At 68.4% G+C, this 20,557-nt stretch carries 17 protein-coding genes; 5 read left to right on the top strand and 12 right to left on the bottom strand.

The window, feature by feature from the left end; translation table 11 throughout:
- The first annotated feature begins 11 nt into the window (after positions 1-11).
- Both CEW88_RS00420 and CEW88_RS00415 read left to right on the top strand, forming a co-directional pair.
- Positions 12-845: a carbon-nitrogen hydrolase family protein gene (locus CEW88_RS00420; RefSeq protein WP_108964191.1), complete on the top strand. Its 834-nt coding sequence runs from the start codon at positions 12-14 to the stop codon at positions 843-845.
- Positions 842-1,282 (top strand): MarR family winged helix-turn-helix transcriptional regulator, encoded by a 441-nt coding sequence (locus CEW88_RS00415; RefSeq protein WP_108964190.1) that lies wholly within the window; start codon positions 842-844, stop codon positions 1,280-1,282. The genes CEW88_RS00420 and CEW88_RS00415 overlap by 4 nt, the downstream gene beginning before the upstream one ends.
- A gap of 9 nt (positions 1,283-1,291) precedes the next feature.
- On the opposite strand, the gene ubiG is transcribed toward CEW88_RS00415, so the two are convergent.
- The gene (gene ubiG, locus CEW88_RS00410) at positions 1,292-2,032 is read right to left on the bottom strand and encodes a bifunctional 2-polyprenyl-6-hydroxyphenol methylase/3-demethylubiquinol 3-O-methyltransferase UbiG (RefSeq protein ID WP_108964189.1); all 741 of its coding nucleotides are present in this window, start codon (positions 2,030-2,032) and stop codon (positions 1,292-1,294) included.
- A 51-nt stretch (positions 2,033-2,083) separates the two neighbouring features.
- On the opposite strand from ubiG, the gene pip reads away from it, so the two are divergent.
- On the top strand, positions 2,084-3,082 hold the full coding sequence (gene pip, locus CEW88_RS00405; RefSeq protein ID WP_108964188.1) for a prolyl aminopeptidase: 999 nt from the start codon (positions 2,084-2,086) through the stop codon (positions 3,080-3,082).
- 109 nt (positions 3,083-3,191) lie between these two features.
- On the top strand, positions 3,192-4,730 hold the full coding sequence (locus tag CEW88_RS00400; RefSeq protein ID WP_108964187.1) for an ABC transporter substrate-binding protein: 1,539 nt from the start codon (positions 3,192-3,194) through the stop codon (positions 4,728-4,730).
- 18 nt (positions 4,731-4,748) lie between these two features.
- Here the strand turns inward: CEW88_RS00400 and CEW88_RS00395 are convergent, their stop codons facing one another.
- From CEW88_RS00395 to hslV, 3 genes are all read right to left on the bottom strand, one after another.
- Complete coding sequence (locus CEW88_RS00395; RefSeq protein ID WP_108964186.1) at positions 4,749-5,426, bottom strand: D-lyxose/D-mannose family sugar isomerase; 678 nt, start codon at positions 5,424-5,426, stop codon at positions 4,749-4,751.
- Positions 5,427-5,558: 132 nt separating this feature from the next.
- On the bottom strand, positions 5,559-6,866 hold the full coding sequence (gene hslU, locus CEW88_RS00390) for an ATP-dependent protease ATPase subunit HslU (protein WP_108964185.1): 1,308 nt from the start codon (positions 6,864-6,866) through the stop codon (positions 5,559-5,561).
- A 22-nt stretch (positions 6,867-6,888) separates the two neighbouring features.
- Entirely contained in the window at positions 6,889-7,446 is a 558-nt protein-coding gene (gene hslV, locus CEW88_RS00385; RefSeq protein ID WP_108964184.1) for an ATP-dependent protease subunit HslV, read from the bottom strand.
- 100 nt (positions 7,447-7,546) lie between these two features.
- On the opposite strand from hslV, the gene CEW88_RS00380 reads away from it, so the two are divergent.
- Positions 7,547-8,518 (top strand): phosphotransferase, encoded by a 972-nt coding sequence (locus tag CEW88_RS00380; protein ID WP_254694413.1) that lies wholly within the window; start codon positions 7,547-7,549, stop codon positions 8,516-8,518.
- Between the two features lie 74 nt (positions 8,519-8,592).
- Here CEW88_RS00380 and trxA read toward each other — a convergent pair whose 3' ends face one another.
- The 8 genes from trxA to regB all read right to left on the bottom strand — a co-directional run bounded on the left by trxA (position 8,593) and on the right by regB (position 20,440).
- Positions 8,593-8,913: a thioredoxin gene (trxA, locus tag CEW88_RS00375; protein ID WP_095881202.1), complete on the bottom strand. Its 321-nt coding sequence runs from the start codon at positions 8,911-8,913 to the stop codon at positions 8,593-8,595.
- 94 nt (positions 8,914-9,007) lie between these two features.
- The gene (gene addA / locus CEW88_RS00370; protein WP_108964182.1) at positions 9,008-12,382 is read right to left on the bottom strand and encodes a double-strand break repair helicase AddA; all 3,375 of its coding nucleotides are present in this window, start codon (positions 12,380-12,382) and stop codon (positions 9,008-9,010) included.
- Positions 12,379-15,309: a double-strand break repair protein AddB gene (gene addB, locus CEW88_RS00365; protein ID WP_108964181.1), complete on the bottom strand. Its 2,931-nt coding sequence runs from the start codon at positions 15,307-15,309 to the stop codon at positions 12,379-12,381. The genes addA and addB overlap by 4 nt, the downstream gene beginning before the upstream one ends.
- Positions 15,302-15,976: a nucleotidyltransferase family protein gene (locus CEW88_RS00360; protein ID WP_108964180.1), complete on the bottom strand. Its 675-nt coding sequence runs from the start codon at positions 15,974-15,976 to the stop codon at positions 15,302-15,304. Before CEW88_RS00360 ends, addB begins: the two co-directional genes overlap by 8 nt.
- A complete protein-coding gene (locus tag CEW88_RS00355; protein WP_438839467.1) occupies positions 15,976-16,935 on the bottom strand; it encodes an aminoglycoside phosphotransferase family protein in 960 nt (319 codons plus the stop codon). Before CEW88_RS00355 ends, CEW88_RS00360 begins: the two co-directional genes overlap by 1 nt.
- The gene (gene tsaE / locus CEW88_RS00350) at positions 16,932-17,393 is read right to left on the bottom strand and encodes a tRNA (adenosine(37)-N6)-threonylcarbamoyltransferase complex ATPase subunit type 1 TsaE (protein WP_108964179.1); all 462 of its coding nucleotides are present in this window, start codon (positions 17,391-17,393) and stop codon (positions 16,932-16,934) included. The genes CEW88_RS00355 and tsaE overlap by 4 nt, the downstream gene beginning before the upstream one ends.
- A gap of 48 nt (positions 17,394-17,441) precedes the next feature.
- Positions 17,442-18,947, bottom strand: coding sequence for a PAS-domain containing protein (locus CEW88_RS00345; RefSeq protein WP_108964178.1), 1,506 nt, complete (start codon positions 18,945-18,947; stop codon positions 17,442-17,444).
- 104 nt (positions 18,948-19,051) lie between these two features.
- Positions 19,052-20,440: a sensor histidine kinase RegB gene (gene regB, locus CEW88_RS00340; protein ID WP_108964177.1), complete on the bottom strand. Its 1,389-nt coding sequence runs from the start codon at positions 20,438-20,440 to the stop codon at positions 19,052-19,054.
- Positions 20,441-20,557: the final 117 nt, after the last annotated feature.

The following is a 20,557-nucleotide window of genomic DNA, read 5'->3' as shown; positions in this document are numbered from 1 at the left end:
GGGGCAAGGACATGAAAACCGCGCTGCTGCAGATCAGCTCGTCGGACGATCCGGCGGAGAACCTCGAGACCGTCCGCGCCATGATGCGCGAGGCGGCCGGGCGGGGTGCGGGCTTCATCCTCACGCCCGAGGTGACCAATTGCGTCTCGTCGAGCCGCAGCCACCAGAAGGCGGTGCTGCGTCCCGAGGCGGAGGATCAGACCCTTGCGGGGCTGCGCGCCGAGGCGGAGGCGCTTGGCGTCTGGCTGCTGATCGGCTCGCTCGGCGTGAAATCCGAGCCGCCGGAGGAGCGCTTTGCCAACCGCAGCTTCCTGATCACCCCCGAGGGCGAGATCGCCGCGCGCTACGACAAGATCCACATGTTCGACGTGCAGGTGACCGAGACCGAAACCTACCGCGAATCCGACGGCTTTGCCCCGGGTGACCGCGCCGTGGCGGTGGCAACACCTCTCGGCACCCTCGGCATGACCATCTGCTACGACGTGCGCTTTGCCTACCTGCACCGCGCGCTGGCCCATGCCGGGGCGCAGATCCTCACCGTGCCCGCCGCCTTCTCGCCCGCCACCGGCCCCGCCCATTGGGAGCCGCTGCTGCGCGCCCGCGCCATCGAGACCGGCTCATGGGTGCTCGCCCCGGCGCAATGCGGGTCGCACAAAATCTCCGAGGGCAAGCCGCGCCGCACCCACGGCCATTCGCTGGTGGTCTCGCCCTGGGGCGAGGTCATCGCCGACGGCGGCACCGAGCCGGGCATCATCTATGCCGAGATCGACCTGGCGCAATCCGACAAGGCGCGGGCACAGATCCCGGCGCTGACCCACGACCGCCAGTTCGAGGGACCGGCATGAGCTCCCCCGCCGATGCGCTGGCGATCTCGCTGTTCAGCGAGCTGCTGACCGCTGACCAGCTGCTGCGCAACCGCCTGACCCGGGTGCTGCCCGACCGCATGGAGATCTCGCATTTCTCGGTGCTCAACCACCTCGCCCGGGTGCAGACCGAGCGCAGCCCCGCGCAGCTGGCGCGCAGCTTCCACGTCACCCGCGGCGCGATGACCAACACGCTCAACAAGCTCGAGATCGCCGGGTACGTGCACATCCGCCCCGACTGGGACGACGCGCGGCGCAAGATGGTGGCGATCAGCCCCGCTGGAAAGCGCGCCCGCGAGGCGGCGCTCGCCGCCATGGCGCCGGTGATCTCGGAGATGGTCAAGGACCTTGGCGTCGACAAGGTGCGCGCGGCGCTTCCGGTGCTGCGCGAGCTGCGGCTGAAACTCGAGGCGGACTGACGACCGGGCTCAGCCCTGCGGCTTCAGCGCCGCCGTCACGTAGTTAACCGACAAATCGCGGTCCGAGATCGACCAGCGCCAGCTCACCGGGTTGAACACGTAGCCCTTGCGGTCCACCGGCTCTAGGCCTGCGTTGCGCATCAGCCCGTAAAGTTCGTCGGGGGTGATGAACTTGGCCCAGTCGTGGGTGCCCTTTGGCAGCCAGCGCATCACCCATTCCGCGCCGACGATGGCCATGGCAAAGCTCTTGGCATTGCGGTTGATCGTCGAGCACAGGTGCAGCCCGCCGGGCTTCAGCAAGGCGTGGCACGCGTTCAGATAGGCCTGCGGATCGGCCACGTGCTCGACCACCTCCATGTTCAGCACCACGTCGAACTGTTCGCCGGCCTCTGCCAGCGCCTCGGCGGTGGAAAAGCGGTAGTCGATCTCCAGCCCCGACTGCTCGGCATGGGTCCGCGCCACGGGGATATTGCGCTCGGCGGCATCGACGCCGACGATCTCGGCCCCGAGCCGCGCCATCGGCTCGCAGAGCAGCCCGCCGCCGCAGCCGATGTCGAGGATGCGCAGCCCCTCGAAGGGACGCGGCGTCGCAAGGTCACGGTCGAACTCCCCGGCAATCTGCGTCGTGATATACTCGAGACGCACGGGGTTCATCATGTGCAGAGGCTTGAACTTTCCGTTCGGGTCCCACCATTCTGCCGCCATGGCTTCGAACTTGGCGACTTCGGACGGATCGACGGTCAGGGTCATATTTTCGGTATCCCGTTTTCTTTTGGGTTCATCAGCCAATATAGAGGTTCCATGGACAAATACCCGGGCCAAAAGAGCGCAGTGCAACATCTCTATCCCGCGATCGACCCGTTCGACCAGCGCATGCTCGAGGTGGGCGCTGGGCACAAGCTCTATGTAGAGCAATGCGGCAACCCTTCCGGTATCCCGGTCATCGTGCTGCACGGCGGCCCCGGCGGCGGCTGCAGCCCGGCGATGCGGCGCTATTTCGACCCGGATGTCTACCGCGTGGTGCTCTTCGACCAGCGCGGCTGCGGGCGCTCGACGCCCCACGCGAGCGTCGAGAACAACACCACCTGGCACCTCGTTTCCGACATCGAGAAGATCCGCGAGACGCTGGAGATCGAGAAATTCATCGTCTTCGGGGGCAGCTGGGGCGCGACGCTCTCGCTGGTCTATGGCATCAGCCACCCCGAGCGGGTGCGCCAGCTGGTGCTGCGCGGCGTCTTCATGATGACCCAGGCCGAGCTTGACTGGTTCTACGGAGGCGGCGCCGGGCAGTTCTGGCCGGAGACTTGGGCGCGCTTCGAAAGCCTGATTCCCGAAGACGAGCGCGGTGATCTTGTCGCTGCCTACCACCGGCGGCTGTTCTCTGGCGACCTGCGCGAAGAAATCCGCTTCGCCCGGGCCTGGTCAAGCTGGGAGAACGCGCTGGCCTCGGTCTATTCCAATGGCCACGGCGGCGAGGCGCCGGCCGAATACGCCCGCGCCTTTGCCCGGCTCGAGAACCATTATTTCGTCAATGCCGGCTTTCTCGAGGAGGACGGCTGGATTCTCAGGAACGCCGATAAGCTGCGCGGGATTCCCGGGGTCATCGTACAGGGCCGCTACGACATGATCTGCCCGCCGCGCCGCGCCTGGGAGCTGTCGCGCGCCTGGCCCGAGGGCGAGCTGCGCATGGTGCGCAACGCCGGCCATGCCCTATCCGAGCCCGGCATCAGCGCCGAGCTGGTGCGGGTGATGGACCAGATCGCCCTGCTCGAAAGCCTGCCGAACCGTCACGGCTACTGACCGCGCCGCCAGATGGCGCAGGTTTGAGCGAGCCGCTGTTGCACCCGCGCGGGCCGAAGTGCAAAGTGAGCACCGCAAGAGACATCACCAGAGGGGAGTGCCCCGTTCCATGACCGCCCTTCGCCGCCGTCGCGTGCTGCAATCGGCCCTCGCCGCCGCCGTTCTCGGCGCGTCGGGACTGGCCGGTGCCGCGGCTGTGGCAGGGGCGACGCGCGGCGGCTACTTCCGCGCCGCGCTGGGCGGCGCGCGCGGCACCGACAGCTGGGACGCGCGGACCCACGCCGGGCTCTTCATGAGCGCCGCGGCGCAGGGCGCGGTCTTCGACACGCTCACCGAGGTGGCGGCGGGGGGCGCCTTGCGCGGCGAGCTGGCCACCGGCTGGAGCGCCTCGCCCGATGCCCGCGTCTGGACCTTCGACCTGCGCCCCGGCGTGCGCTTCCACAATGGCAAGGCGTTTGGCGCCGAGGACGTGCTCGCCTCGCTGGCGCTGCACCGCGACACTGCCTCTCCGGCCCGGCCCATCGTCGCCGAGATTGAGGACATGCGCGCCACCGCGCCGCATCAGGTGCAGTTCACCCTCGCCACCGGCAACGCCGACTTCCCCTACCTTCTCGCCGACTACCACCTGCTGATCTACCCCGCCGGGCAGATCGCCGAGGCCATGGCGCGCGGAATTGGCACAGGCCTCTACCGGGTCGAGCGATTCGAGCCCGGCCGCCGCTTTATCGGCCACCGGGTCGCCGAGCATTACAAGGACGGCCGCGCGGGCTGGTTCGACGGGGTGGATTTCCTCGCTATGAACGACCCCCGCGACCGGCTCGAGGCGATGCGGTCCGGGCGCGTCGATGCCATCGACCGACTGCCCGCCGCCGAGGCTGCTGCGCTTCAGGCCGAGCCGAGCTTCACCGTGCAGAGCCTCGCCGGCAACCAGCATTACGGTTTCGCGCTGCGCACCGACCTTGCCCCATTCGCCGACCCGCACCTGCGGCAGGCGCTGAAGGCCGTGGTCGACCGCGAGGCGATGGTGGCCCAGATCCTGCACGGCCATGGCAGCATCGGGCAGGACAGCCCGATCGGGCCCGCCAACCCCTATTTCGCCGCGCTCGAGCCGCAGGGCTTCGATCCGGACCGCGCCCGCTGGCATCTCGCGCAGGCCGGCCACGAGAGGATCGCCCTGCCGATGCTGGTCTCCGAGGCCGCTTTCGACGGCGCCGGTCGCGCTGCCGAGCTCTACCGCGAGAGCGCCGCGCAGGCCGGGATCGCGCTTGAGCTGCGCCGGCTTCCGCCGGAAACGCACTGGCCGCGCGATAGCGCCGGTTTCCGCGCCGGTGGCTGGTCGGGCCGGGCGACAGAGGATTGGGCGTTTTCCACGGTGCTGACCGAAGCCGCGCCCTGGAACGCCACGCGCGGCGGCTTGGGGCGCTTCGGCACTTTGCTGCGCGAGGCACGGGCCGAATTCGACAGCACCCGCCGTGCCGAACTCTATGCCGAGATGCAGCGGATCAGCCGCGACGAGGGCGGGCTGATCTTGCCGATGTACGCCAACCATCTACAGGCACATTCGGCGCGGATCGCGACGCCGAAGCGCGTCGGGGCCATGCGCGCGATGGACGATTCGCGCATGGCCGAGCGGTGGTGGATGGCCTGAGGCTGTCTTGGCCCCTGGTCAGAGCTTGTCGTCGTAATCCGACACCAGCAGGTGCAGCGGCGCCTCGTCTTCCTCGATCTGCGAGAAACGACCCAGCGGCTCGGCGAAAATATTGTCAGTCAGGTCGTCGTTGACCGTCGAGACCTCGCCGATCAGCACGTCACTGCCCTCGCCCCAGAAGGCGTGCCACGTTGACGGGAAGAGCGTCACCGATTCGCCCGGATCCAGCTTGAGGTGCCCGCCCGCGGGCATCGTCCGTTCCATCCCATCGCAGAGCACGGTGACCTCGGCGTCGCGGTCTATCTCGCCCTCGGGCGTGGCGGTGAAGAGTTCCAGAACCAGCGTGCCGCCACCGCGGTTGATAATGTCCTCTACCTTCAGATCGTGCCGGTGCATCGGGCTGAGCTGGTTCTTGCGCGAGATCATGATCTTCTCGGCGTAGAGCATGGCGCTGCGCTGGCCGAGATCGGCATTGAGCCCGTTGCGGGTGGTAAAGAGGAAGAGCCCCAACTCGTCGAACTTGCCGCCGCCGTAATCAGTGATGTCCCAGCCCATGCGGCGGCGCTTGATCTCGCCGTGCTCGGCTTTCTTCAGACCCTCGGGGGTGAGATAGGCAAAGGGCGGCAGGCTGTAGCCGTGGCTGCGAATGAAGGCGTCGCTGGCGCGCAGGATCTCATTGACGTGGGAGCGTTTCATCGGGGGCGTCCTCCTGGAATGTTGGCGCGAACATATCCGGCGGCGACGCTGGGCGGTAGAGGCGGGACGCCTCAGGTGGGCGTATTTGGAAAGAGAAGAGGTGCGGGGGGCTGGCCCCCCGCATCCGGCGTGTCAGAGCACGTAGCGGCTGAGGTCCGTGGAGCGGGTCAGCTCGCCGAGGTGCTTCTCTACGAAGGCCTCGTCGACGGTGATCTCGGTGCCCGGCTGGTCGGGAGCGGTGAAGCTCAGCTCCTCGAACACCCGCTCCATCACCGTGTAGAGCCGCCGCGCGCCGATATTCTCGACGCTCTCGTTGACCTCGGCGGCGATCTTGGCGAGCGCGTGGATGCCGCCCTCGGTGAAGGTCACGGTGACCTCTTCGGTGGCCATCAGCGCCGTGTACTGGCGGGTCAGGGCGTTGTCGGTCTCGGTCAGGATGCGGACGAAATCCTCTTCGGTCAGCGCCCGCAGGTTCACCCGAATCGGCAGCCGGCCCTGAAGCTCGGGCAGCAGGTCCGACGGCTTGGCGATGTGGAAGGCGCCCGAGGCGATGAAGAGGATGTGGTCGGTCTTCACCGCGCCATGCTTGGTGCTGACGGTGGTCCCCTCGATCAAGGGCAGCAGGTCGCGCTGCACGCCTTCGCGCGACACGTCCCCGCCGCGGGCTTCCTGCCGCGCCGCGACCTTGTCGATCTCGTCGAGGAAGACGATGCCGTTCTGCTCCACCGCCTCGATGGCGGCCAGCTTGACCTGCTCGTCGTCGAGCAGCTTGTCGGCCTCCTCGGAGATCAGCACCTCGTAGCTTTCCGCGACGGTCATCTTCTTGCGCGTGGTGCGCCCGCCGAAGGCTTTTCCGAAAATGTCCCCGAGGTTCATCATCCCCATGTTCTGGCCGGGCTGGCCGGGAATTTCCATCGTCGGGAAGGGCGATGCGGTGTCGGCCACGTCGAGCTCGATCACCGTGTCGTCGAGCTCGCCGTCCTTGAGCTTCTTGCGGAACATCTCGCGGGTGCCCTCGCGCGCGTCCTCGCCTGCGATGGCGGAAACCACGCGTTCCTCGGCGTTCTTGTGGGCGGCGGCTTTCACGTCTTCGCGCATCCACTCGCGGGTTTGCACGATCGAGGCGTCGACTAGGTCACGGATGATCTGCTCGACGTCGCGACCGACGTAACCGACCTCGGTGAACTTGGTGGCCTCGACCTTGATGAAGGGCGCGCGGGCGAGCTTTGCGAGGCGGCGCGAGATCTCGGTCTTGCCGACGCCGGTCGGGCCGATCATCAGGATGTTCTTGGGGTAGACCTCGTCGCGCAGGTCGGCGCTCAGCTGCTTGCGGCGCCAGCGGTTGCGCAGCGCCACGGCGACGGCGCGCTTGGCGTCGTTCTGGCCGATGATGAAACGGTCGAGTTCCGAGACGATTTCCCGGGGTGTCAGGTCAGTCATGGTCGTCCTTTCAGGCTCTGTTTCAAGCCGAAATGGTCTCAACGGTCAGCTTGCCGTTGGTGTAGACGCAGATGTCGGAGGCAATCGCCATGGCCCGGCGGGCGATCTTCTCGGCGTCTTCCTCGTACTCGTAGAGCCCGCGCGCGGCGGCGAGCGCGAAGTTGCCGCCCGAGCCGATGGCGGCGATGTCATGCTCGGGTTCGAGCACGTCGCCGGCGCCGGTGATGACGTAGAGATCCTTGCCGTCGGTGACGATCAGCATCGCCTCGAGCTTCTGCAGGTACTTGTCGGTGCGCCAGTCCTTGGCGAGATCGACGCAGGCGCGCTGCAGCTGGCCGGGGGATTTCTCGAGCTTGCCCTCCAGCCGCTCGAGCAAGGTGAAGGCATCGGCGGTGGAGCCGGCGAAGCCGCAGACCACCTCGTGACCGCCGGGCGCCAGCCGGCGCACCTTGCGCGCGGTGCCCTTGATGACGGTCTGGCCGAGGCTCACCTGCCCGTCACCCGCGACGACCACCCGGCCGCCCTTGCGGACGCCGATGATCGTGGTGCCGTGCCAGCCCGGAAATTCCTGATCGGACATTGTCTTTCCTTTCTTGCTGGGCGCCATATGGGGGCTGAGATGTCCCCTCGCAAGGCGCCGCCCTTGCCGGGGCAGATAGCGCAGGGGGCGGGAAATGGGAATGATCGCGGGGGATTTGGCGCAGGCGGCACTGGCGCATTGGCCGGTTCTTGCGCGCGAGATCGGGCTTGACCCTGCGTCCTGGCGCGCCGCGCCGCTGGCCCGGCGCGAGGATGCGCGGGTGGCGCGGATCCTGCTGCGGCTACAGGGACCCGGCGGCGCGCGGCTGGTGCTGAAGCACGAGGCGCGACCGGCGGACCCGGAGAAGTTCGCGGCGGCCATGGCGGCGCATCTGGCGGTGCAGGAGGTTTACGCGCAGGGCGTGCCCGAGCTGCTGACCTTCGACGTGGAGCGGCGGACCTGCGTGATGGGGTATCTCGACGCGCGGCCGCTGTCGGGGCTGCTGGAGGGGGCACCGCTGAGCGCGCAGGCGGCGCTGCTCCGGCGGGCCGGGGGCTGGCTGGGCGGGTTTCACCGGGCGCTTCCGGGCGAGACGCGGGTGTTCCAGCCAAAGCACACCGTGGGTTTCCTGCGGTCGGTGATGGAGGAGGTGTCCTCGGGGGCGCGGATCGTGGCGGAGCCGCAGCGCTTTCTGAGGTGCGCCGAGGCGCTCCGCGCGGATCAGGTTCTCTACGAAGGGCGCGAGACGATCACCGCGCAGACCCATGGCGATCTGCACCTGCGCAATCTGGTGCTGGACGAGGCGGGCTGCTGGGGGCTCGATTTCGCCGGTGGGCGGGTGGTGCCGGTCGGGCATGACATCGCCCGGCTGCTGGCGGATTACGCCATCCTTCATGCGCCGAAAGACGCCATCCCAGACCGAGAGGTGCTGCCGCCCGAGGTGCAAGGCGCCTTCTTCGAGGGATACGGCCTGGTGGGGGCGCAGGATCCGTCGGTCGAGCTTTTGCTGCGCAACCGGGTGCTGGCGGAATGGTGGGGGCTGCCTGCCGGGGCCGAGGACAGGGGCCCCGCACAGGCGCGGCGGTGGGCAGGGGTGCAGGCTCTGGCGGGGCGGGTGTTTCCCGGGCTCTGAGCGTGGCGCGGGACACCAAAAAATGCGCCCCCCGCGAGGAGGGCGCATTTCGCGAAATCGTTGGGCCGGAAGGCTCAGATCGACTCGTTGATCCAGCTCGCCAGCGACGCCTTGGGGGCGGCGCCGGCGCGGTTCGAGATCACCTGGCCGTCCTTGAAGATGAACAGCGCAGGGATGCCGCGCACGCCCATCATGGCGGCGGTGTTCGGGTTCTGGTCGACGTCGACCTTGGCAATCTTGATCTTGCCTTCATATTCGGCGGCCAGCTCCTCGAGCGCCGGGCCGATCTGCTTGCAGGGGCCGCACCATTCGGCCCAGAAATCCACCACAACGGGGATATCGGAGTTCTTCACTTCTTCGTCGAAGGTCGCGTCGGTGACGGGGACGGTGGCCATGGGAGGTCTCCTTGGCTGGGGTTTGGCAGCAGGGCGCGCGGCAGCGGCGCACCCGGTGTTCGGTTGGCGAAGGTAGGCACCGCCCGGGGAGTCGTCAAGTTGGGCTAGTTCTCGAAAGAGCCGCAGACACCAGATCGTGTGGCAGGACCATCAGTTCCTGCGTGGCGGTCCAGACGAGGCCGGTTTCGATGATGCGCCCCGGGAAAACCTGCGTCAGGGCGGCGGCATAGGCCCCCATCTGGCGCAGCAGACCCTCGGGCACCTCGGCGGCGGAGCGGGGCACGGTTCGGTTGGATTTGAAGTCGAGTGCAATGATCTTGTCGGGCGTGACCAGCAGCCGGTCGATGACCCCGTGGATGCGCCCGACAGGCTCTATCTCGGCGGAAATCGGCACTTCGGCGAGGGCGTTCCCGGCAAAGACCGGCGCCAGAGCCGGGGCGCCGAGCACCGAAAGCGCCTCGATGACGATGGTCTCTGTTTCCGCGGGCAGATCCTCGGCGAGGGTCAGCACATGCGGGACCGCCTTGGCGCGCGCGGCGGCGGGGAGCGGCGCGAGATGCTCCAGCAGCAGGTGCAGCACCGTGCCGCGCAGTTTGGCTTCGTCCTCGTCGAGCCCGTCGATCCCCGAAAGCGCCTTGGCGCCGCCGAGATCCGAGGGCGAGCGGCTCTCGGGCAGCGGGGCAGGCAGGGGCGCGGGGGTCAGCAGGTGCGGCTCCAGTTCGGGCAGCACCGGCGTCTGCACGCTGACCTGCTCAAAGGGCAGGTGAGACCAGTCGGCCTGACCAAGCCGCAGGCCCTCGCCCGAGCCCCACCTTCCGAAATCGTAGCCGACCGTCTCGGCCCCGGCGCGTTCCATGCCTTTCTGCACCTGGTCGAACCAGGCGCTGCCGTCCTTGCCGAGATTGCCCGCGGCGGCGACCACCAGCCATTTCTCGGCGCGGGTGAGGGCGACGTAGAGCAGCCGGTCGCGCTCGCGCTCGGCGGCGGCCTTGGCGCGCTCCAGTGCCTCGGACTGAACCTGTGGCTGCGCTGCGGCGCTCGACTGCCAGACCATGCCAGCGGTCTCGCCGTCGCCCGCGGGCAGCAGGCGTTCGCGGATGGTCTTGGTGGGCTGGGCACAGTCGGGCAGGATGACGATCGGCGCTTCCAGACCCTTGGAGCCATGCACCGTCATCACCCGGATGCGGGCCCCGGCGCTGTCTGGGGCGCGCTTGATTTCCAGATCGTCGGACTGCATCCACTCGAGAAAGCCGGTGAGCGAGGGCACGGTGCTCTGCTCGTAGGCAAGCGCCTGCTGTAGCAGCGCGTTGATGCCGTCCTCGGCCTCTTCGCCCAAGCGCCCGAGCAGCTTCTGGCGGCCGCGGTGACGGGTCAGAATGCGCTCGATCAGGTCGTAGGGGCGCAGGAAGTCGGTTCGGTTCAGCAGGTCGTCCATCACCTGCAGCACGGCGGGAAACTCCTCGCGCCGCTCGCGCAGGGCAACCCAGAGATAGCTGCCGGGCTTGCGGGGATGTGCCAGATCGAAGAGCGCCTTTTCCGTCAGCCCGAAGAGCGGCGAGCGCAGCGCGGTGGCGAGTGACAGGTCATCCTCGGGCGTCGCAAGGAAGGCCAGCAGCGCGCCGATGTCCTTCACCGCCAGCTCCGACATGACCTTCAGCCGGTCCGCCCCGGCGATGGGCAGGCCGCGGGCCTTGATGGCACGGATGATCTCGGTGAAGAGCGTGCCGCGCCGCCGCACGAGGATCAGGAAGTCGCCGGCATGGGCGGGGCGGGCCTTGTACTGGCCGCTAAAGCCGATCTCGACGGGCAGCGGTTTCCCGATGGTCTCGGCAATGAAGCCGGCGATGCGGTTGGCCAGCCGCACGGTATGGTGCTGCGCGCCGATGCGGTCGACGGGCTCGTACCACTCGGCGTCTTCCTCTTCTTCCTTGGCAGGCTCGATGTGCGGCCAGAGATCGACCCTCCCGGGCATCTCGGATTTGAACGCCTTGTGTCTCTGTTCCGGGGAAAAGCCCGATTCCTCGCGGCCCTCGAAGGTGGCATCCACCAGCTGCAGCACCGGCCCGGCGGAGCGGAAGGAATATTCCAGCATCATGCGGCTGAGCGGCGCGTCGGTGGCCTGCAGGCGGTCGGCGAAGTCGTCGCACATGCGGTCGAACTCGCGCGGGTCGGCGCCCTGGAAGGAATAGATCGACTGCTTCTTGTCGCCGACGACGAAGATCGTCCGCCGCACATCGCCGCGGGCGCCTTCGCCCGAGGTGAACTCGCGCGCCAGCCGCTCGATCACCTGCCATTGCACCGGGCTGGTGTCCTGCGCCTCGTCGACAAGGATATGATCGATGCCGCCATCGAGCCGGTAGAGCACCCAGTCGGCGACACGGTCGTCGGCCAGAAGGTCGCGGGCGCGCACCACCAGATCGTCGAAATCGAGCCAGCCGCGGCGCATCTTCTCGGCCTCGTAGGCGGGCAGGAAGACCTGCGCGAAGCGGTGCAGGGTGATCTCGCGCTTCACCGCCTCGACGGCGAGGCGGCTCTCGCGGGCCGATTCCACCCGCTGCGCCAGTTGCTCGAGGCGGGGCGCATCGGGGCCGAGCGCCTGCTTGCTGTCCTTGGTCGGCACGCGGCTGCTGATCGTGCCCTTCTGGGTGAGCAGCGCGTCCTCGAGCGCGAGCATCCCGGCCATGTCCGGCCCGGTGAAGCGCGCGAGCTTCTTCGCGGCGCCCTGATCGGTGCTCTTGCCAGCCTGCAGCACCGGGATCACCCGGGCTATGAGATCGCTCTCGCTGCCGAGGAAGACCTCGGCCAGAACCGCGTCCTCGTCCATGTCGCCGGGCAACCCATAGAGCGCGCGGATGTCCTCGGGGCTGCGCGGTGGCAGGAAGGCCGCCTTGCGCCCGCAAAGTTCGGCCAAAAGCGCCTCGGGCTGTTCGCCGAGGAAGGGGGCCATGGCCTCGACCAGCCAGGCGTCGCGCCCCTCGGCCATGCGTTCGAGCACCTCGGCGCGCAGCATTTCGGCGGAGCGGTCCTCCATCTCGGTGAACTGTGGCGACACCCCGGCTTCGAGCGGAAAGCGCCGCAACAGGCTCGCACAGAACGAGTGGATGGTCTGGATGCGCAGGCCGCCGGGGGTCTCGATGGCGCGGGCAAAGAGCGTGCGCGCCTGCCGCAGCCGCGCGGGCGGCAGCGCGCCATCAAGGCCGAGCTGGCGCAGTTCGGCGATGAGCTGGTCGTCGTCGAGCATCGACCAGGCGCCGAGTCGCTTGAACAGCCTGTTCTGCATCTCGGTGGCGGCGGCCTTGGTGTAGGTCAGGCACAGGATATGCTCGGGCAGCACCTCGTCGAGCAGCAGCCGCGCCACCCGGTCGGTCAGCACGCGGGTCTTGCCCGAACCGGCGTTGGCGGCAAGCCATGTGGAGGTATCCGGGCGGGCGGCTTCGACCTGCTTTTCGCTGGCCTCGTTGCGGCTCATTCCAGCGTCTCCCGTTCGGCGGCGTCGATCACGTCCCATTCGCCGAAGCGCGAGAGATGATCGTAGTCGGAAAAATCGGTCTCGCTGAGCATGGCGGCGCGGGCGGTATAGCCGCGCTCCGGCTCGAACCAGCGGGTCATCAGGGTCTCGAACTGGCTCCAGACCTTGGCAGGCGGCACCTCGTCGAGCGGGGCCTCGACCTCGGCAGGGTTTGTCGAGACCGAGACGAAGACGGCGCGCGCGGCATGGCGCGGGTGCAGGTTCGGAAAGGCGCCGCGTTCGACCATCGCCGCCTCGAGCAGCAGCTGCTTGTCGAAATTCTTTTGCTGCTTGGCAGTGGGGGCAGCGCCGGTCTTGTAGTCGTAGAGGTGCGCATTGCCCTTCTCGTCGATGTCGATCCGGTCGGCGGTGCCCTTGAGGGTAAAGCCGAGCGCGGCAATGTCGCTGGAGCCGCTGGTTTCGAAATGCACGGGGCGGGCCAGACTTTGCCGTTCAGACTCGGTCCGGGTGAACCAGTCGGCGATGCGGGCGATGCGCGATTGCCAGACGTGGCGGGTCACCGGGAAGGGCAGCACCTCGGGATCGCCGATCACCTCGGCCGCCTTGGCGCGCAGGGCCTCGGGGGTCAAAAGCCCCGGATCAGAGACGGTTTCGCGCACAAATTTCTCGAACACACGGTGGATGAGGATGCCGCGCAGCAGCGCATCCGGGGCGCGTTGCAGCGGGTTGAGCGGGCGCAGCCGCAGCACGCGCTTGGCGTAGATGGCATAGGGGTCGCGGATCAGCGTCTTGATCTCGGTGACCGAGAGCTGCCTCGGCCGCGCCGCGACGGGCGGCACCGGCGAAGGACGGGCGGCAGAGGGCGCCTTGATCGGGGCCTCAACCTGCCGCGCCAGCGCCAGCCAGTGACGGCCGCGCGCCTGCATCGCCTTCAGCGCCTCGGGCCCCTGCTTCGCGGGCAGGCCGTTCATCAGGTTCATCAGTCGGTTCACCCAGCGCGCGGGAACCGTCTCGGCGTCGTCGGACTTCAGCGCGCGGGTGAGCCAGACCTCTTCGGCGGCGACCGCCTGCTGGAAGTCATGCGCGGCAAGGCCGATATTGCGCTCGGGCAGGCGCAGTCCCGCCTTGTGGCGCATCCTGCGGTTCAGCCACGGATCTGCACCGGGGATCTCCGGCCAGCTGCCCTCGTTCAGCCCGCCGAGGATCAGCAGCTCGGCGCCCATGACGCGGGCCTCGAGTGTGCCCCAGATCAGGATATGCGGGTGCGGCGCGTCGCGATCGCGCACCTCACCCTTGGCAAGGATCGCGCCGAAAAGGTCGGCGTAATCGCGCGCGTCGAGGTCGGTGCCGTGGCTGGCCTCGCCCTCGAGCTCGGTCACCACCTGCCTTGCCTTGCGCCCCGCGCCTTCCTTCCAGAGCTCCGACTCGCCCATCTCGGGACCGGCGGCGATGGCCTCAGCCCGTTCCACGTGAATCATCAGCCAGTCGCTCAACGCGCGCGTGCCGTATAGCGGTGGCTGGCAGAACGTCTCGGCGACCCAGGTCGCCCAGTCGGGGAAACCGGCGGCCTCGCCCCACGCCTCGATCAGCTCGGCTTGCGGGAAGGGCCAGCTCTTCTTGCGGATGTGCAGTTCCAGTTCGCGGGTGGCGCGCAGGTGGTTGTTCCGCTCCGAGCCGCTGTGGGTCAGCGGGTGCTTGAGCAGCGACAGCAGGCTCTCGGCGGTCAGATCGCGCTGGAATAGCGCCGCCACCTGCCGCAGAAACCGCCCCGGCGGGGTCAGCTGCAGCGGGATGCCGGCGCTGTCGTCGGGCACGATGTCCCAGCGGTCCAGCGCCGCGGTCACCTGCCGGGTCAGCATCCGGTCGGGGGTGATCAGCGCCGCGGTGGTGCCGTCCTGCGCCGCCTGCCGCAGGCGCAGGGCGATGGCCATCGCCTCTTCGCGCTTGGAGTTGGCCTCGACCAGCGTCAGCTTTTCCGTCGCTTCGGTCAGATCGGGCAGATGCACGCCTTCGGAGCGCCACTGGTCGGTAACCGGCGCCGGGCGCAACGCGAGCGAGACCAGCCGGTTGCGCGCCGCGCTGGGCGGTGTCTGTTCGTGCCAATGCGGCACGCGCATCGGGTCGAGCGCGAGGTCGAGCAGCAGCTTGGCGAAGCGAAACTGCGGATGGTCCTCGGCCGAGAGCGCGTCGCTCAGGCCGCCCCAGACCGGGCCGGGCGTGTCGAAGTCGAAGCCGGGCAGCACCACCGCGCCCTGCGGCAGGCGCGAGACCGCGCACATCAGCTTGTAGGCGCCGCCGCGCGAGCCGGTGGAGCCGGCGACGATGATCGGATGGGTCGGCGGTGCGGCCTCCCAGCTCTTCAGCTTCTCGTCCAGCGCATGGCGCTGGAAGGCGGTGCGGTCCGGCGCTTCCTCGCCCTGCTCGAAGTAGCGCTGCACGATGCCGAGGAAGCTGAGCGCGCGCTGCCAGTGGCCCGACTCGTCGCTGACGTCGAGCGCGGCGATCTGGTCTGGCGACACGCCTTCGTCCTGCATCTCGTCCATCAGCGTGGCGAGGCTGTCGGCCAGATCGAAGAGCGCCGCGCGGGGGGCAAGGTCGGGCTGGGCGTAGAGCAGTTTCGACACCAATCCGGTGAGTTCGAGCCTGCGGCGCAGCGGCGGCACCGGCGCGGGCAGGTCGCGCAGCGCGGCGGGGTCGGCCATGTCGGTGAGCAGCCGGATGCGCGGCAGCAGGATTGCGGGGCCGGTATCGAAGATCGCCTTCACCCGCCGCGCCATGCGGCTGGTGTTGAGGATCAGCTCGACCCTGGCCATTTCCTCGGGCGGGCGGCCCGCCATGCGCGCGCGCAGCCCCGCGACCAGCGCGGCGGGGAAGTCGACGCCGGGGGCGAGGCCAAAGATGCGGGGCGTGCCGGAGGGCTCAAACATGGCGCGCCAGCATCTCTTCGGCGAGGAGGATCCCCTCGGGGTGGCCGACATCGGCCCAGTGGCCGGGGTAGCTGGTCCCATAGAGGCGGCCCTGATCGCCCATCCGCTGCCACAGCAGCCGCAGCGAGAAGGCGTCGTCGGGGATCTCGGCCAGAAGCTCGGTCTTGAGGATCTGTGCGCCGGTGTAGACCTGATCACCCTTCCAGCGCAGTTGACCATCGCCTTCGAGGGTGAAGTCTCCGGCGCCCTTGCGGCCCACGGCATTGGTCAGCGGCACGCAGAGCAGCAGCGCGTCCATGCGGGCGGGGTCCCAGGCCTCGGCGAGCAGGTGCAGCGGGTTCGGCCCGGCCCAGACGGCATCGGTGTTGAGCGTGTAGACCGGCTCGGGCCCCAAGAGCGGCAGCGCGTGGCGCAGCCCGCCGCCGGTGTCGAGGATCTGCGGCTGCTCGACCGAGACCACGACCCCGCTGCGGTCGAGATGCGCGGCGACCTGCTCGGCGCGGTAATGGGCATTCACGACGCGCGTGGGCAGGCCCGCCGTCAGTTCCAGCGCATGGTCGAGCAGCGGCTTTCCGGCGACTTCGATCAGCGGCTTGGGGCGGTCGGCGGTAAGCGCGCCCATGCGCGTGCCGAAACCCGCGGCAAAGAGCATCACGGCGTGGGGCATCAGGATTTCAGCCTTTCAAGGGTCTGCGGCGTGGGCGCGGGCAGGGCCGGCTCGAGCAGGGCGCGCAACTCGGTCAAAGCCGGATGGGCGAGGTCGGTCTGCAGGTTGTTCCAGACGCGCGGAATCAGGTCGATGTACTGCGGCTTGTCGCGGGTCTTGGCGAGCGAGGCGAAGATGCCGAGAATGCGCAGGCTGCGCTGCACGCCGAGCACGGCGAGCGCGCTGCGGAAACGGGCCTCCTCGGCGCCGGTTTCCGCGAGATAGTGCCTGATGCAGCCCTCGGCAGTCGCCTTGGAGACATCCCGCCGGGCGTCCCGGATCAACGAGATCAAGTCATAGGCGCGCGGGCCTTTGAGGGCATCCTGGAAGTCGAGCAGACCGGCGCGCGCGGCGCCTCCGCGTTCGGGCAGCCAGAGGATGTTCTCGGCGTGATAGTCGCGCAGGATCATCACGTCGGTCTCGGGGGCGTGCTCGGCGATCAGATCGTGCAGCGCCGCGATGACCCTGTCTCGCGCCTCGGGGTCGTGGCGTGCGCCGCTGCCGGGACAATAGGCGTCGAAGACGAGGCCGGTGATCCGCGACAGGTGCGCCGCGTCGGCCAGCGGCAGGTCCTCGGGCGGGGCGTGGCGGTGCAGGGCGATGAGCGCGTCGGTCGCCACGAGATAGAGCCGCTTTTCGGTCTCTGCATCGGTGCAGAGTCGCGCGACGAGCCCGTCGCCGAGGTCTTCCAGAAGCAGCTTCCCCGGCGCTTCCGCCAGCACCCGCGGGGCGCTGAGATCGATCGACAGCAGGTGCCGTGCGAGCCGGGCAAAGAGCGCCACGTCGCCCTCGGGGTCGTCCATGAGGATGGCGCTCTCGGCGCCGCGGGTCAGCCGGGTATAGCGGCGCGACGAGGCGTCGCCGGCGAGCGGATGCGCCTCGGCATCGCCCCAGCCCGCATTGAGCAGAAAATCTTTCACCAGAGCCCCTCCAGGCGGCTGTCCCAGCGCGCGTCCTGCCAGTCGAGCGTGACCTGCCGGGTCTCGTCGCCGGTGACCTCGAAGCTGAGGCTCAGCGCGGCGGCGGGCGTCAGGTCCTGCAGCCGGTCGGGCCATTCCACCAGGCAGATCGCCTCGTCGAAGGCCTCGGTCAGCCCCAGCTCAACCACCTGGTCAGGGTCCGAGAGGCGGTAGAGGTCGCTGTGCCAGAGCTCGCCCGTGGGCACGTCGTAGACCTGCACCAGCGTGAAGGTGGGCGAAGGCACGTCCTCGGGCTCGTCCATCAGCGACTGGATCAGGCAGCGGGCGAAATGGGTCTTGCCCGCCCCGATGCCGCCGATCAGCAGCAGCACGTCGCCGGGGCGCAGGCGCGGGGCGAGCGTGGCGGCCAGCGCACCGGTGGCGTCTGGAGAGGGCAGGGACAGGGCGCGCGTCGTCATGGCGGGAAGATACAATCCCCGCCCGCACGCGCAAGCGGCATCGGGGTGTCAGCCGGGGACGTTCGCCATCCGGGGATCGTGACTGAAGCGCAAGAGCGTCGCGCCGCCGGTCATCGGGCTGACCTTGCACATGAGCGGCCGGCCGTCCCGCAAGAGCAGCGGCGCCTCCCAGGCGGCGCGGTCGCCAAGGCTCAGCACGAAGTCGCGGATGTCACCCCAGATCGGGCTGGGGGCGCAGGCGTCCTGCCAGGAGGCGGTGGCCTCGCTCACCGACAGATCGGCCACGCAGGTGTCGGGATCACTGCCCCAGAGCCCGCGATAAGCTTCGTTGCAGGAGCTGAGAACCCCCTGGGGTGAGAAGACCGCCACGGCCTCCTCGAGGCTGTCGAGCACCGAATGGGCCTGGTCCAGCTCTTGCCGAAAGCGCCGGGTGAGGGTGATTTCGGAGCTGATGTCCTCGAACAGAAAGGCGATCCCGGCATCTGGATGCGGCCGCCCCGTGATCCTGTAGGTCAGGCCCGCGGGCAGCTCCCATGTCTCGATGTAGAGATCGGAGGAGGCCGCGGCGATGAGCCCCGTCAGGTGTTCGCGCCAACCCTTGTAGTTTTTCGGCTCGGGCATCATGCGCCCTTCGCGTAGCGAGTCGAAGACGCTCATGACGTTTGGGCGGGCGCTGAGGAATTCGGCTTGCAAGCCGGTGAGGTCGATCAGCGCGGGATTGAACAGCACCAGGCGGTGATCGCGGTCGAAGACCGCGAGGCCGATGGGCAGATGCGCGAAGATACGGGTCAAGGTCTGCAGGAAACTGCGCTGGTTTATCTCGGCCCGGATGATGGCGTCGATATTCGTGGCGAAATGCATCCAGCCGTCGCGGTTGCGATGGGACTGCACCTCGTACCAGTAGCGGCTGTCCTCGCCGCGCGCGCCAAGAGCGGTCCGGCTGCGGCGCGTGTCGCTGCCGTCGGGGGCGACCAAATCGAAGGGTGCGGGGCCAGTGGGCGAAGCGTCGACCTGCGCGCAGGCGTCTTCGTAGGCGGCATTGCTCCAGACCACGTTTTGCGTCTCGTCGGTCTGCCAGATCGGGCAGGGCACCAGGGCCAGGGCGCGGCGCAGGCGGGGCAGCTCGTTCAACTCGGACTGCAGCTTGAGCCGCGCACCCGCGGCCATGGGCTCGGCCTCGATCAAGAGCCGAAGCGCGGGGCCCTCTGGACGGACCAGCAGCCGGGCGCCGGATGCCCCGACGGCGGAAAAGCTTGCTGGCTCGGCGGGCAGGGTTTCGGGCAGCGGGCCGAAATAGACCTCGAGCCGCGGCCGCAGCGACGGCCAGTCCGGCGTGTCGCCGGGCTCGGTTTCGAGAAAGTTTCGCGCTGCCCGGGTAATGTCGGCGACCCTTTGGCCGATCATCAGAATTTCGGTTTCGTCGTCGCGGCAACTCGGGCTTTCGTCCGCGCGCCCCGAGGCGGGCGATGCGTGGGACGAGCGCAAGCCGTAGGTTCCCAAAAACGCCGCGATACCAGCGCCGACTCCGATGGCGAGCGCGATTGTGAGCTCCAATCCGGCCTCCGTTCCGTTGGACGTTTGGCCAGATTACGGTCTTACTGGTTAATAGCCGGTTAATTTTGAGCGAGCGATCAAGAGCGGTGCGCAGAGGGGTGAGGTCAGGCGCCGAAGGCGGGATTCTCGCCGAGCGGGGTGCCCGGCGCGGTCTCGGGCGCGACGATGGCCACGCGCGGCCAGACCAGTTCGACCACCGCGCCCCGGCGTGTGCCCGGAGGCTCGGGTGCGGTCGGATCCGAGCCATTGGCGAAGCTCAACTCGGCGCCGGAGCGCTCCAACAAGGTCTTGGCGATGAAAAGGCCCAGCCCCATGCCCTCGTATTCGGGCCGGGCGCGGCGTTCGGCCTCGGTCTTGCGGCGGCGGATCATCGGATCGCCGATCCGGCCTATGAGATGCGGCGGGAAGCCCGGCCCGTCGTCGATGATCCGCACGGTGACGCTTTGCGCATCCCAGCCGGTCTCGATCCAGACCCGGCTGCGGGCGAAATCGACGGCATTCTGCACGAGATTGCGCAGCCCGTGGATCACCTCTGGGTGACGCAGGATCTGCGGCATGGGCAGATCGGTGTCGCCGATCGTCTCGAGGCTGACGTGCTTGCCGCGGTTCTCGTGCGGCTCGGCTGCCTCGCGGATCACCTCGGTGAGCGGGGCAGTGCGCAGGTGCAGATCGTCCTTCCCCGCCCGGCCCATGGAGCGAAGGATGTCGCGGCAGCGGTCGGCCTGCGTCCGGATCAGCCGTGCGTCCTCTTGCAGTTCGGGGCGATCGTCAAGCTCTTCGATGAGCTCGGCCGAGGTCAGCTTGATGGTTGCCAGAGGCGTGCCCAGCTCATGCGCCGCCGCGGCCACCACGCCGCCCAGGTCGTTGAGTTTCTGCTGCCGCGACAGCGCCATCTGGGTGGCGTTGAGCGCATCTGACATGGCGTTCATCTCGGTGGTGACCCGGCGGGCGTAGACCGACAGGAAGACCAGAGCGATGGCGATGGCCGCCCATTGGCCGAAGACGAAGAGATCGGGAATCTGCAGCACCTGCCCGTCGACCGTGTGCAGCGGCACATGCGCAAAGACCATGCCCGAGATCAGCAGGAAGGCAGTGACGTTGAGCACGATGGTCGAGCGCAGCGAGAGCATCACCGCCGAAACGGTCACCGGCCCCAGCACCATGACAGAGAAGGGATTGTGCAGCCCGCCGGTGAGATAGAGCAGGAAGCACAGCTGCAAGAGGTCGAACATCACCATGAGGAAGTTCTCGGCTTCCGACAGGCGCTTGGTCTCGGGGAAGATCAGGCTGGCGACGAGGTTGCCGATCACCGAAATGCCGACGGCGAGATAGCACAGGCCGAGCGGCAGCTGCAGATCGTAGACCGATTGGGCCACCACAAGCGCGGCGATCTGGCCGACGATGGCCACCCAGCGCAGCAGGATCATCGTGCGCAGCCGGATGAAGGTGCTGCGTTCTTCCTGCCAGGGCAGGACCAGGTCCGTCGGGCTCATGCCGGTGTCTTCTTTCGCATGGTTTCTTGGCTTGCGCCCCGGGGGGCAATCGTTAGGTCTGGGAGTGTCATGCTTGGGTTGGGGATTTGCAATGCGCCTCGCCCCGGCGCCGGCCTG

The sequence above is a fragment of the Alloyangia pacifica genome (assembly GCF_003111685.1).
In the GTDB taxonomy this organism is placed as follows: Bacteria; Pseudomonadota; Alphaproteobacteria; order Rhodobacterales; family Rhodobacteraceae; genus Salipiger; species Salipiger pacificus_A.
This window is presented reverse-complemented; position numbering and strand designations above follow the sequence as displayed.